7 protein-coding genes are annotated in these 14,550 nt (G+C 55.9%); 4 read left to right on the plus strand and 3 right to left on the minus strand.

Translation table 11 applies throughout. From position 1 onward, the window contains the following. The first annotated feature begins 69 nt into the window (after positions 1–69). Together BLV81_RS00250 and BLV81_RS00255 are read left to right on the plus strand one after the other, a co-directional pair. A complete protein-coding gene (locus BLV81_RS00250) occupies positions 70–2,880 on the plus strand; it encodes a sensor histidine kinase (protein ID WP_255364832.1) in 2,811 nt (936 codons plus the stop codon). Positions 2,881–3,196: 316 nt separating this feature from the next. Beyond that, positions 3,197–5,467 (plus strand): TonB-dependent receptor, encoded by a 2,271-nt coding sequence (locus BLV81_RS00255; RefSeq protein ID WP_092351251.1) that lies wholly within the window; start codon positions 3,197–3,199, stop codon positions 5,465–5,467. Between the two features lie 233 nt (positions 5,468–5,700). On the opposite strand, the gene BLV81_RS00260 is transcribed toward BLV81_RS00255, so the two are convergent. Further along, entirely contained in the window at positions 5,701–7,281 is a 1,581-nt protein-coding gene (locus BLV81_RS00260) for a glycoside hydrolase family 28 protein (protein ID WP_255364833.1), read from the minus strand. Positions 7,282–7,869: 588 nt separating this feature from the next. Here BLV81_RS00260 and BLV81_RS00265 point away from each other — a divergent pair. Next, the gene (locus tag BLV81_RS00265) at positions 7,870–8,136 is read left to right on the plus strand and encodes a hypothetical protein (protein ID WP_092351255.1); all 267 of its coding nucleotides are present in this window, start codon (positions 7,870–7,872) and stop codon (positions 8,134–8,136) included. A 130-nt stretch (positions 8,137–8,266) separates the two neighbouring features. Next, on the plus strand, positions 8,267–11,263 hold the full coding sequence (locus BLV81_RS00270) for a sensor histidine kinase (RefSeq protein ID WP_092351257.1): 2,997 nt from the start codon (positions 8,267–8,269) through the stop codon (positions 11,261–11,263). A gap of 39 nt (positions 11,264–11,302) precedes the next feature. Here the strand turns inward: BLV81_RS00270 and BLV81_RS00275 are convergent, their stop codons facing one another. Beyond that, positions 11,303–11,935 (minus strand): response regulator, encoded by a 633-nt coding sequence (locus BLV81_RS00275; protein WP_092351259.1) that lies wholly within the window; start codon positions 11,933–11,935, stop codon positions 11,303–11,305. Next, on the minus strand, positions 11,932–14,541 hold the full coding sequence (locus BLV81_RS00280) for a PAS domain-containing sensor histidine kinase (RefSeq protein WP_176992681.1): 2,610 nt from the start codon (positions 14,539–14,541) through the stop codon (positions 11,932–11,934). Before BLV81_RS00280 ends, BLV81_RS00275 begins: the two co-directional genes overlap by 4 nt. Positions 14,542–14,550: the final 9 nt, after the last annotated feature.

Consider the following 14,550-nt stretch of genomic DNA (forward strand, 5'->3'; position numbering starts at 1 on the left):
GGAAATCTGGCTGTTAACGCTCTTGTGCAGGAGAGAAGCGGCTATATCTGGATCGGCACGGAAAACGGCTTGTTCCGCTACGACGGCGCGCGCTTCGAGCGTTTTGAACTGGGCGATGGGGTTGCCGCCCCGAATATCTACGCATTGCATGTGGATGCTGATGACCATTTATGGGCCGGCACTTCAAACGGCTTGCATCAGTTGCAGGGGCAGCGCTTCGTTCTCACCCAATTTCAAAACACAAAGCTCACGTTTGACAAGGGACAGGTTTTTGCCTCCCTTGGACCGCATCGTTTTCTGGCGCTAAGCCAGGACCAGTTGTGGCTGCTGAAATCGGCGGACCAGGGGGCGACATGGCAGGCGCACCCATTTTTTAGCGCCGAGCAACTTGCGCAGCATCCGGAAATGCATTCCCTTCGTAGTATCCATGTCGGGCCGAAGGGTGACTTGTGGATCGGTTGCAGCCAATCGCTCTGTCATTATGATCAAGGTAAGCTGCTTGTCTTGGGGAAGAAGGAGGGCTTGCCTGCCGAGCGTTGGGTGGCCATGCTCCATGATCGGCAGGGGACATTGTGGCTGCGTGGCGAGCGCCATGTATTTGCGTTGCCGGCGGACGCGAATAGTTTCCTGGATCGCTCTCCTGCGCAGGACCAGCAGAAAAAGGCGGGGCGTGTCCCACTCCTTGTAGCGGATGCCGGCGGCAGGATTCTAAGCCAGCAGGATAGCGGCATCATTCGGTGGCAAGGCAATAGCTGGGAATCCTTTACCGAATCGAATGGCTTGACGATAGGCGGCGGAATCAACTCGATCCTGGTTGACCGCGACGATGGCGTCTGGCTTGGATCTTTCGGCCATGGCTTGATTCATTGGCTGGGTTATCCAAACTGGGAGAACTGGACGTCGACGCAGGGCTTACCCAACAATGTCGTATGGTCTTTTCTGCGTGATCAGGAAGGTTTTCTCCATGTCGGCACGGCTTCCGGATCTGCGACCTTGCAGAAAACCGGTCGCTTTTCCATTTTTCCGGGGCGCTATGGCGATCGGTCCCACCAATGGGACAGCATGGTCCAGGATAGCCAGGGCCGTATCTGGGCAAGCTCGCTTTCAGGGTTTCTGGTTCGCCGCGACCCCGGAGCAAAGCAGGACGTCGTCGTCGCCAAGCTGCCTATGATCGTCAGATTGTTCTTTGATCGTTCAGGGCAGCTCTGGATAATTACCCGGCGTGGACTCTATGTCATCCGGCATTCCGATGCGAACGCCGTGCCGTTGCAAGTAACAGAATTTTCGTCAATGACAGAGAGTAAGGACATTCGGTTTTTTCATGGATGTCAAAGTAAATCCGGAGCGCTCTGGTTTGTCTCCAATAAAGGGGTGCTGCGTTTTGACGGTGGAGGTTGGCGCAGGCTTCGACTGAGTCCGGCAGCTCCTGTTGCCAGGCTGGAATCCATCGTCTGCTCGGGCAACGGCGACTTGTGGTTCGGTACCGGCGGCGGCGGGCTTTGGCGTGCCAGGGAGCAGGGCGATACAGGCGATGCGCTGGAGATAAGCGACGCGACCCCAGCGCCGTTGCTCAACCAGGCAGTGCTGTCATTGCTTGAGGATCGGCGCGGCTGGCTGTGGCTGGCTACCGATACCGGAATCGCAGTCTGGAATCGCGCGCAATGGCGATTTTTCAATCAGGAAAGCGGCATGGTCTGGAACGACAGCAATCAGTACGCTTTGTATGAAGATAACGATGCTTCGATTTGGGTGGGAACCAGCAATGGCGCCTCCCATATTTTGCATCCTGAATCGCTGTTTGCTCCGGTACGCCTGGAAGTGCAAGTGGGAAGCATGACCGGTGACGGTCAGGTGCTTGCCACTGATAAGCCGATTCGCCTGCCATGGACGACCGGTCCGCTCAACTTCAAACTGGCGGTGCTTTCGTATCAGAATCGCGAGGCAGTCCAATTTCGTTACCGATTGAAGGGGCTGGAGCGAGACTGGTCGAAGACTGCCATCCCTGAAGTCCGTTACTCGGCTTTACCGCCGGGGCAATATAGCCTCCAGGTGGCTGCCGATAATGTCGCCATGCAGACGTTTTCTCCGATGGCTGAGGTCGGGATCGTGATTCTCCCTCCCTGGTGGAAGACAACGGCATTCTATGTCGCCTGTGCTGTCCTTCTTCTTCTGCTGCTGTTTTTGATAGAGCGCCATCGTGCCCGCAGACTGCGCGCCAGGCAGCAGCTGAAGGCGCAATTGGAGCGTGAACGCGCCTATGAACTCGAACAGTCGCGAGAAGAAGAGCGCAAGCATCTGACGCGCGAAATTCACGATGAACTAGGTCAGTATTTGTCGGCGCTGCGCATGGGGGTTTCGGTGGTAGGGATGGAGTTTGGAGAGCAGAATCCGTCGCTGCAAGGAAAAATACAGCGCCTGGTATCGCTGGTGGACGGCACCATCAAGGTTGTTCGTAACATCGTCTCCGCGTTACGTCCTGGAGCGCTGGATATGGGGATAGTGTCGGCGCTGGAATGGCTGGTGGAGGAATTTTCGGAAAACACCGGCATACCATGTACTTTGCGCGTTTGCGAGAAAACAATCACCCTGGATGAGAAACGAGCGACGACCATTTTCCGCATTGTGCAGGAATCCCTGACCAATATCGGCCGGCATGCGGAAGCGAGCCAGGTGGCAATCCGGCTGAAGAGAAAAGATCAGCATTATCTGCTGGAGGTGTGCGACAACGGCAAGGGGTTTGATCCTGCCTTGCGTAAAAAGAAGTCATTCGGCCTGGTCGGCATCCGCGAGCGGGCTAGCATGCTTGACGGCCACGCGGACATCATCAGCGTGCCCAATGTCGGCACCACAATCAAGGTATTTATTCCGATTGGCGGCTAGATGTTCGCGCGAGTCCGCATGCATCGTCGTGGTGCATGAGGTTTCATGGTGCATCATCCCAACCTCCTGCTGAAACATATTATGTGAGAATGCTTATTTCATTTTTATTGGTACGTACCAATATTAAATAAGAAATCAAATAACCCATATTCTTAGAATAATATTGTTTTGTTTTGCATGAAATAATATTTATATATGCATTGATCTGGTGCGTACCTCTATGGCTCGAAATTTGCATGTGAAGTGCTTGCTTCCACCGCGGGCGCCGTTTGATGCTGCGGTGGCCGGACAACCTTGATCTGAAACTGGAGCAATCATGCGAGAACTTGCAGCAAAGCGTTTTTCCGTCAAATTCAGCCTGGTGGCAGGACTATTCGCACCGGGTGTCGATGTCTATGCCCAGTCCAATCCGGCGGCGTCCGGTCAGGCGCCCGCTGCGGGACAATTGCAATCGGTGACCGTCACCGCCGAGCGCCGCGAGGAAAACATCAAGAATGTCCCCGTGTCGGCATCGATCATCAGCGATGAAGCGCTCAATGTGCTCAATTCCGGCGGTCAGGATATGCAGATGCTGGCCGGCCGGGTACCGAGCCTGAATGTCGAATCCTCTCTCGGCAGAGCATTTCCGCGGTTTTATATTCGTGGCTACGGCAACGTCGACTTCCATCAGAATGCTTCGCAGCCGGTGTCGCTGGTGTATGACGACATCGTTCTCGAAAGCCCTGTACTTAAAGGTTTTCCGGCGTTCGACCTGGATCGCATCGAGGTGCTGCGCGGCCCGCAGGGCTCGCTATTCGGGCGCAACACGCCAGCCGGCGTGGTCAAGTTCGATTCGGTCAAGCCGTCTTTCAAGCAGGAGGGATATGTCAGCGTCTCCGACGCCACCTACAACACGGCCAATCTGGAGGCCGCCATCAACCTGCCCATCAACGGCGAGCTGGCGGCGCGCATTTCCGTGCTCGACCAGCATCGCGACGACTGGATCGGCAATTCCCATACCGGAAAAACCGATCAATATGGCGGCTACAATGACAATGCGGCCAAGCTGCAGCTGCTCTACAAGCCCAATGCCGATTTCAGCGCCCTGGCCAATCTGCATGAGCGCACGATGAACGGCAGCGCATCGCTGTTCCGCGCAAATATCATTCAAAAGGGCACGGATAACCTGATTCCCGGCTTCGACAAAAACAATATCGCGACGGATGGCCAGAACGGCCAGCATCTGGATAATTACGGCGGCAGCTTGCGTCTGCAATGGCGGCTGGGGGATTACACCTTGCATTCGACCACTGGCTACGAGACCGTGCGCATGTTCAGCCGCGGCGACGTCGATGGCGGTTATGGCGCGGTATTCGCACCGCCGTCCGGTCCGGGCGTGATTCCTTTTCCGGTCGAATCTGCCGACGGCACGTCTGGCCATCATCAGTTCACCCAGGAATTCCGTTTGGAGTCGGACCGCAAGCAGAAGCTGAGCTGGCAGTCCGGCCTTTTTTTCTTCGACGAGAAATATAATGTCGACAGCTACAGCTACAACTCTCTGGCCGATGGCGTGCTTACCGGCGACGTCAAGTCGCAGCAGAAAAACGAGGCCTTGGCCGTGTTCGGTTCGCTCAACTATGCATTGAGCGATCGCATCGACTTGCGCGCCGGCCTGCGCTATACCCACGACAAGAAGGATCTGGACACGGCGGCCATCAACAAGCCTGACGGCAGCTCCGACCTTGATAAATCGAACGGACTGAGTGCGTCGACCAGCGTTTCGAAAATCAACTGGGATCTGAGCGGTGTCTACAAGCTGAGCGACACAAGCAATCTCTATTCCCGCATCGCCACCGGTTTCCGCGGCGCGACCATCCAGCCAGCCGGGTCCTTCAATCCGATGTCGGTCGCCAATCCGGAAACGGTCACGTCGTACGAAGTCGGATTCAAGTCCGACCTGTTTGAGCGGCGCGCGCGCCTTAACTTCGACATCTACAATTACGACGTCAGGAACCAGCAGCTGAGCGCCGTGGGCGGCACCTCCAACTCGACCATTCTTCTCAATGCCAAGAAGAGCGTGGGACGGGGTGCGGAACTGGACCTCGAAACCTACCTTACGGAAAATTTGCTGATGACGCTCGGCGGCAGCTATAACTTCACCAAGATCGAAGATAAGGACCTTACCGTCGGCGCATGTGCCGCCTGTACCATACAGAACCCGACCTTCGTGAATGCCGCCGGCGCCACCTTGGTGCGCATCGACGGCAATCCTCTGCCGCAAGCGCCGCGCTGGGTCGCCAACTTCACTTTGCGATACGGATTGCCATACAAGAATGGTGAATTCTTCGCCTACACCGATTGGGTATATCGCAGCGCGGTCAACTTCACGCTCTACCGTTCCGCCGAATATGTCGGTAAGCCTTTGCTAACCGGCGGCCTGCGCCTCGGTTACAAGTGGGACCATGAACGTTACGAACTGGCGTTGTTTGGCCGTAACATCACCAATCGCGTACAACTGATCGGCGGCCTCGATTTCAATAACCTGACAGGTTTCGTCAACGACACCAATCCGCGTATCTTCGGCCTGCAGTTCACTACTCGCTTTTAATGCTGTTGGAAACGCGGTTAAGCTATGCAGCGCGACGACGTGACCGCTGTCGCCCGCGAGCGTAGTGTTCTTCGATACGCAAGTGGGCAGCTGTTCAGTCAAGTAAGATTCTGCGAAAGGCGGCAACATCGGCCGCCCTTCGGTTTCTTTTGCGAGACTTCCGGGAACCTCGAAAACCCCGTCATTGCCCCGAACGCGGGAATGACGGGGTTTTTAGAGTTTCCCCCTCGGCGTTAGATTGGCGACGTTGTCAAGACTGATTTGAATGGCACGAATGCGGAGCTGCAATCCACCGCGCTTCCGCTGCCCGCCGTGCCGCTGATGCTCACGCCGTTGGAGGAAGACGTGATGATAGACGATGCAAAACTTACCGGTCCTGGGCCCAGCGTGAAGTGGGTGGCAGCGGGGGTGACTGGTCCGCCGTTGTGGGCAGCGGTAAACGTCGGTTGCGTACCGTCGAAGACTACATCGTCCAGCGTTATCGCCAGCGGATTGTTCTGGCCATTGATAGCGTATCCGGAAAAGGTCAGCTTGCCGCCCGCATACTTGCTGCTTCCCAGGTCATGAAAATTCCGGACCGCGATGTTGGTGAAGCTCGGATACAGGGATCCTTTCGAGCTGCTATAGAACGGATCAAAGGTGAGCGGCTGGCTGACGTTGCGCATGCAGATCTGGCTATAGCTCACGTTTGAGACCGCGCCCCCGCGCGACTGGTCCGATTTGATGCGCAGGCCGCCGCTGGTGCCGCTGTTGAAACCGTCCACCGTCAGGTCGGCAACCGCGATGTTGCTTACGCCTGCATTGGTTTCGCTGCCGATGGACAGCGCATGTCCGTAATAGAAGTGGTTATGCGCGTAGGTGTGATTGTGGGCTCCTGCACCGGAGCTCGACTTGATCGCCACATGGTCGTCACCCACGCTGATGTAGGAATAGGCGAGCAGCACCTTGCTGGAATAGCCGGTGTCGAAACCGTCTGTGTTCACGGCCGTGTCCGGCGTGAAGCAGGTGGCAGGCGTGACGACATCCGGTGTCGTGCCGGCCGGGCACGCGTAGCCGTTCTTGGTATAGGCCAGGCTCGGCGTCAGTATCTTGATGCCCCAGGCTGTCAATCCTGTCACGCCATAGGCCCAGATATGGAAATTGGGTGAGTTCTGCAGCGTGATGCCATGCAGCGTAAAGTTACTGCCGTTCTGAATCTGCAGTATGCGCGGATTCTGCTGGTTCAGGCCGGAAGTGCGGTTCTGCCAGGCTACATCCCACCATGTACGCATGTTGGCGTTTGCTCCGCTGGTGACTACGCTGCCGCCGCGCCCATCGATGATGCCGCCGCCCACGACGCCGCTTTGGGCCGTCTTATCCGCCAGGATCAGTGGCTTGCACGATTTGATGCTGGATTTAGTGGCTGTACCACAGGTGCCGACGCCATTGTCGTAGTCCTTCGGGCTGCGCGAGGCAAAAAGCGTGACGCCGGTATCGATCCATAGCGTAACGCCGGACTTGAGATTTAATGGACCACTCAGGAATGCAGTTTGTCCTGCCGAACCGGCAACCAGCCTGACCGCTTGTCCGGCCGGGCAAGCGTTGATTTTATCCTGGATAAGCGACGCATCGGGCTGCGAGCGGGACGGGTCGCCATCCAGCGAATCGACCGAACCGTTGACCGGCGTCAGCGTAGCTGCCAGCGTACTGCAAACGGTGGCGGGAAATGCAGGCTCAGAGACTTGCCCCCATTGCGTACTGACGGGCGTGCCGGCGGCATGCGCATTTGCCAATCCGGCGACAGCCAGTATTGGGAAAAATCTGATCGGGCTCAACAATATATATGCTCCATGTAAAAGGAATTGGATTTTGATACTGCAGGCCCGGAATGGCTGGAATAAGAAGATGTATCAGTGCGGGCCTCTGCACCAGAGTTCATCCTGCGGAAATGCCGATGGCATATTCAAGTCCTTGCTTGCCGGCAGAACTCTCTTCGGCTTGTCAAGGAAAGCATCCGGCTGCAGCATCTTGCGAGAAAGATTGTTTCTTTCCGTAAATTATTCTACCTGCAAAAATATCGAAAATAACCATTGATTTCTCGAATCAAGAAACAAGGAAATCCTTACGTAAAAACAGGAATTACCTTATTTTCATTGATGGGTATCCGTTGAATGCTCCTGCGCGTAGCAACAGTCCGACCATGAGTGCGCAAAATGCGCCGCGAGGTCGATAACGAATACATCGCGCATGCGCGTGGCTGGGTAAGGAATTTCTTATGTCAGCTTCTTTCTTGCCTACACGGAAATCACGATTTCCCGATGACTTAAGTCTTTCGTATTGATTAAAATTTCCAAAAGGAAATATGTGAATTCTTCCAGGGTTTCACATAGCCGGGCTTTTATCTCAACTCTCGAAGGTCGCAAATGAAACGTAAAGACAGCACAGATGAATATATAAAAAACGCAAACAGATTGTTGGATGCGGTCACTACCAAACTCGAGCTCAAGAACGACGCCGCGCTTTCCCGCTGCCTTAAAGTGCGGCCGCCGGTCATCAGCAAGATTCGCCATGGCCGGATCTCGGTTGGCGCCTCGCTTTTGATCACTATGCATGAAACCTGTGATTTATCGATTGCTGAATTGAAGAGTTTCCTGCAAACGAATGATCATTCTTCGACCGGCTTGGCGTGAGGATGCCAGCTGACCAAGCCGGGGAATATCGCTGTCGCTTAAAAGCTGAAGATATTGACTTTGCATGAATTAAAGTGTTTCATCTGAGGAAATTTATTCATCTCACTAAAAACAGGCGATTGGATCAGGGATGCCGATGATCTTGCGCTGGCGTTGTAGATTGATTGTGCTGCTGTGGCTGATTTGCATGCCGCTGCAGGGGCTTTGCCAGCAACTGCCGTTGCGCTACTACAGCCAGAGCGATGGCCTGGGGAATCTGGCCGTGACGGCTGTGGCGCAAGAGCCTGGGGGGTATCTCTGGATCGGCACTCAAAACGGCTTGTTCCGATACGACGGCGCGCGCTTTCAACGCTTTGAATTGAGCCATGCTCTGGCCAGTCCGTTCATAACAACATTGCACGTCGACGGCAGCGGTCGATTGTGGGCCGGCACTAGCGAGGGATTGTACCGATGGCAGGGGCAGCGCTTCGTGCCAATGCAATTTCAAAATGCTAAGTTCGCTTTCCATCAAGGGCAGAATTTCGCAAGCCTTGGAGCGGATCGTCTGCTGGCGATAAGCCAGGACCGATTGTGGCTGCTGAAATCGGCCGATCACGGGCAATCCTGGCAGGCGCAGGAATTTTTCGACGGGGCGCAATTGTCGCACCATCCCGAGATGCGCAGCCTTTTCAGCATTCATGTCGGCCCGCAGGGAGACCTGTGGCTGGGGTGCGGACGAGCATTGTGTCATTACGATCAGGGAAAGCTGGCTGTCCTGGGAAAAGCCAACGGTTTACCCGTTGAGAATTGGCGCGCCATGTTGCATGACCGGCACGGGGCGCTCTGGGTGCGTGGCGATAGCCGCATATTCGTGTTGCCGGCTGGCGGCCACGTGTTCCAGGATCGCTCGCGCGGGCAAGGGGGGCAGAAAAAGGCCAACGGAGTCCCTTTCCTGGCGATGGATGCAAGCGGCCGGGTATTCAGCAGATACGACCAAGGCGTCATCCGCTGGAATGGCAAGCGTTGGGAATCGTTCGGCGAATCCAACGGGCTGACAGTGGGCGGCGGCGTCGACTCCATCCTGGTTGACCGGGATGGCGGTGTCTGGCTTGGATCGCTAGGGCATGGCCTGATTCATTGGACAGGCTATCCGAATTGGGAGAACTGGACATCCAGGCAAGGCCTGCCCAGCAACGTCGTGCTGTCCTTCTTGCGCGATCGGGAAAATCGCTTGCATGTAGGCACCCGTTCCGGTTCCGCCATATTGCAAAAACCCGGATACTTTTCCGTTGTGCCGGGAACCTATGGCGGCAACTCCTACCAATGGGGCGACATGGTAGAAGACGCCAAAGGGAATATCTGGGCCGGCTCAATGTCGGGATTCGTGGTGCGTCGCGGGCGCGACGCGGAAGCGGACGTCAAGATTGCAAAACTACCCTTCATCGGCGGCTTGTTCTTCGATCCGTCAGGGCAACTCTGGATTCCCACTGAGCGCGGCATTTACCGCGTCAGGCAACCCGAATCCAATCCAGTTCCGGTAAAGGTCACGGAATTCCCGTCAATTGGGAACATCAATGCCTATCAGGGATGCCAAGGCCGGGCGGGAGTGCTGTGGTTTGTCACCGATAAAGGTGTGTTGCGTTTTGATGGCGCGCATTGGCGCAAGCAGCGGTTCAGCCCGGAGGCACAGGTTATCCAGCCTAGCACCATCGCATGCGGCCGTGACGGGACATTGTGGCTGGGCGGCGAGACCGGAAAGATCTGGCGCGCCACCGAACAGGGCGAGGTGCTGGAAATAAACGACGTCACACCGCCGTTGCTGCTGGATCAATCGGTGATATCGCTGTTTGAAGATGGCCGCGGCTGGTTATGGGTGTCGACGGGGGCGGGAATCGGCGTATGGAATCGCGCGCAATGGCGGTTTTTCAATCAGGATAGCGGCCTGGTCTGGAATGACACCAATCAGAACGCATTTTATGAGGACGGCGATGATTCGATGTGGGTGGCAACCAGTAACGGTGCTTCCCATATCTTGCGGCCGGAGGCGCTGTTCGCGCCGCTGCAGCTGGGCGTGCTGGTGGAAAGCATCGATCGCGACGGTGTAGCGCTTGCTCTCGACCAGCCGGTTCACCTGCCGTGGACCTCGGGGCCGCTCAATTTCAAGCTGACCGCGCTGTCATACCAGAATCGCGAGACCCTCAATTTCCGTTACCGGATGCAAGGCCTGGAGCCGGACTGGGCAAAAACCAATATCCCGGAAGTGCGTTATGCGGCCTTGCCTCCCGGCCATTATCACTTCCAGGTGGCGGTCGACAATTCCGCCATGCAGGCTTATTCGCCGACGCTGGAAGTCGAGGTTGTGATCCTGCCGCCATGGTGGGGCACCAGGACTTTCTATGCTGTCTGCGGCTTGCTGCTGATGCTGCTGCTGTTTTTGCTGCATCGCTACCGCGTCCGCTGGCTGATCGCCCGCCAGCGTCTCAAGGAACGGCAGGCGCGCGAGCGCGCCTATGAACTGGAAGCGTCGCGCGAAGAGGAGCGCAAACACCTGACGCGCGAAATTCACGACGAATTGGGACAGCACCTGTCGGCGCTGCGCATGGGGGTGTCGGTGGTGGGGCTGGAGTTCGGTGAAAAAAATCCATCGCTGCAAGGAAAAATCGAAGGCATGGTAGCGCTGGTGGACGCCACCATCAAGGTGGTGCGCAATGTGGTCTCGTCACTGCGGCCGTCGGCGCTTGACATGGGGGTGGTGTCGGCGCTGGAATGGCTGGCCGAGGAGTTTACAAGGCACACCGGCGTTCCATGCAGCCTGGACGTGTGTGAAGAAAACATTGTCCTGGATGATCAACGGGCGACCACCATTTTCCGCATCGCCCAGGAATCGCTCACCAATATCAGCCGCCACGCGCAAGCCAGCCAGGTGAAAATCAGTCTGGAGAGAATCGACAAGCATTACGTGCTGCAGGTGCGCGATAACGGCATGGGATTCGATACTGCTCTGCGCAAAAAGAAATCGCTCGGCCTGATCGGCATTCGCGAACGTACCTCCATGCTCGGAGGCGAGGTCGCCATCTTCAGCGTGCCTGGCGTCGGCACCACAATCAAAGTGTCGATTCCCATCGCCGACGAGGCGCCGAATCAATGAGGGCGGAGATCGATATTGTTCGCGATATTACTTAATCAATTACTCGATCAGATTGTAGGTAATCGCGTAGCGCACCAGCTCGGCGTTGTTCTGGAAGTTCATCTTTTGCATCAGCCGGGCCTTGTGGGTGCTGACGGTCTTGTTGCTGATCGACAGCTCTTCGGCAACCTGGTTGACGCTTTTGCCGCGCACCAGCAGACGCAGGATGTGGAATTCCCGATCGGACAACATTTCATGGGGCGGGCGCTGATCTGAACTGCTGGATTCGAATACCATCTGCTCCGCCAGTTCAGGGTCGATGAAGCGTCCTCCAGCGACCACTTTGCGGATCGCGTTCATCAGTGTTTCGGGTTTGTTATCCTTGGTCAGGTAACCGGAGGCGCCGGCTGCCAGCGCGCGCCGTGCAATCGGCAATTCATTGTGCATGCTGAGCACCAGAATCGGCGGATAGGATTCATGGGCGCGGATGCGCTGGATAAGATTGACGCCGCTGACGCCCGGCATGGTCATGTCGAGCAATACCAGGTCTATGCCGCCCGCATGCACGGCGTCCAGCACCTGGCCGCCGTTGACGGCTTCACCCGCAACCGCCACCTCTTTGCCAAGAGCGAACAATTGTTTTAAGCCTTCGCGCATAATCGCGTGATCGTCGGCAATCAGTACTCGTATCATGAATCCCTCAATTTCTTGTGGATAGGAATGCCTACCCTGATTATTGTTCCTTGATCCGGCATGCTGGAAATTTCAACTTCACCCTCCAGCATCAGCACGCGTTCGCGGACGCCAATCAGACCGAAGGATTGTTTTTTTTGTAATAGCGAGTTGAAACCCTTGCCATTATCGCGCACCTCCAGCAGGTAGTGGCTTTCTTTTCGCTTCAATGCGATCTGCACTTCAGTTGCGTCCGCATGACGGCTGATATTGGTCAGCGATTCCTGTGTAATCCGGAAAATTTCGGTAGCGCGTTTTTCATCCAGATCGATATCCTCTTCAACCACGCGCAACATGCATCGTATGCCGCGATGTCCACGGTTGAATTCTTCCACCAGCCATTCCAGCGCGGGCACAATCCCCATGTCGAGCGCTGACGGGCGCAACCAGGTCACCAGCTTGCGTGCTATCCGAATCGTGGAATCGACCAGCGTTATCATGCGCTGAATTATTGCTTGCGACGACGCATGATCTTCATTGTATTGGAATTCAAGGACCGACATGCCCATGCGCAATGCCGACAGGCACTGACCCAGTTCGTCGTGAATTTCACGCGACAGGTGCCGGCGTTCATCTTCTCTTGCGGTTTCGTTGTGCGCGGCCAGTTGCCGCAGCAGCAGCTGCGATTCTTCAAGACGGCGCTGGGTTTCTTTCAGGACGGTGACGTTCTTGCCGATCGCCAGCGCGCCGGTCACTTCGCCATCCGGATTGCATTCTGCGACGACGTGGAAGGCATAATCGGCAGTTTGCAGATCCGCTTTGACCCCTCTGAGAAAAATCTGCGCAGGGATCCTGGTTTCCATGACTTTACATAGCGTCGCGTTGAATTCTTCGCCCGAGATGCCGGTCCGCCATTTTGCGTCCGGCATTTTATTCATCGATTGTCTTGCCGGAATGCCGGTTTCCTGTTCATAGGCCGGATTGACGTAGGTGCGCCGGCAATCGCGGTCGTAGCGCACGACCAGATCGGGCAGATTTTCGGCCAGCGTGCGGAATTCCTGCTCGCGCTTACGCAACAATTCATCGGCGTGCTTGCGTTCGGTGATGTCGCGCCCGATCGCAAGCACGCCGATGGTCGACCCGCAGCCGTTCTTCTTGGGGATAAAACGTATTTCAAAAAGGCGTTCCCCCTCCGGCGTAGTCCGTCTGTCTTCTATCGTATGGGGCGCACCTAGCCGGATGGTTTCTTTGATTTGTTTCCCCAGTTGTCCGTCCGGATCCAGCTGCAACTCATGCAGCGTTTTACCGATGAAATACTGAGGCGAGTGACCGTAAGCTTTCGCGACGGACGGATTGACGTAAGTATGGCGGCCTTGCAAATCAAAGCGGGCAATGAAATCGGGCAGATTCTCGACCAGGGTGCGCAGCCTCATTTCGCTTTCCTTGAGCGCGGTGATGTCCCGTCCCACCGCCAATACGCTGACTACTTGCCCGTCCGGGGCCAGTTCGGGCATCAGCTGGATTTGAAGGCAGCTGGTTTTGCCGTCGGGGGAGTGCACGAAGAGTTCGGTTTCCTGTTTTACGCCGCTCCGCAGGACTTGCTGTATTGCGTGCTGATATTCCACCGTCTCGTTGTAATTCAACTCAAATTCGACAGGAGTCTTACCCAGCATTTCATGTGCTGGAGTACCGGTGATACGTGTCAGTGCCGGATTGACGTACATGCGTCGGCATTCCCGGTCGTAACGGACAATGGTGTCGGGAGAGTTTTCCACCAGGGCGCGAAACTCCTGTTCTCGCTTGTGTAAAAGCTCTTCCGTGTGTTTGCGTTCGGTAATGTCGCGCACCAGCGTGACGTTGTAACCGCGTCCGCGGTATTCGAAATATCTGGCGCTGACCTCTACCGGGAAGATGCGCCCATCCTTGGTCCGATGGCGAGTTTCAATCTTGTTGGAGCCGTGGCTCCTGATGTGATCAAAGCATTCAGGCCAGCGCGCCGCCGGCCAGTCGGGATCGATATCGGCTATGCCCATGCCAAGCAGTTCCGCGCGGCTGTAATTGAGCGCTCGACAGGCTGCATCGTTGGCATAGTGAAAGCGGGCGTGCTGATCGATCAGGAACAAACTGTCATTGACCTGATTCAGGGTGAATTCGCCCAGCGCCACATCCCGCTGACAGATATCCAGATCCGCTTTACCGACGAATTCATCGGCGGATGCGAGGCCGAAGGCGTCGATAAGCCCATGCTTCTTTGGTGATGCCGGCTCGCCAATGCAGATAAGCTGAGAGAAAAAATACTGGAGTTCTCCGCACGCGTCACGCACTGGAGAGATGTGTAACATCCGCTGGGTGATTTGGCCGTTTTTGCGGATATATCGCGATTCCAGGCATAAGCCGTCGGCCGTGTCATGGATCAATCGATCAAATCCATTCTGGATTAAAAACCGGTCGTCAGGATGCAGGATATCTGCGAAATGCTTACCGATCAATTCTTCTGCCTCATGTCCGAGGAATGCGCGCATTGCGGCATTGAGCGCCAGGAAGGTTCGGCTCGGGCCGACGATCATCGACGCAGTTGCAGACTGCTCGAAGATTTTTTGAAAAAAATCTTCCTCATTGAGTGGCAAATTTATGGC

It is taken from the genome of Collimonas sp. OK242, assembly GCF_900107095.1.
Lineage (GTDB): Bacteria > Pseudomonadota > Gammaproteobacteria > Burkholderiales > Burkholderiaceae_D > Collimonas.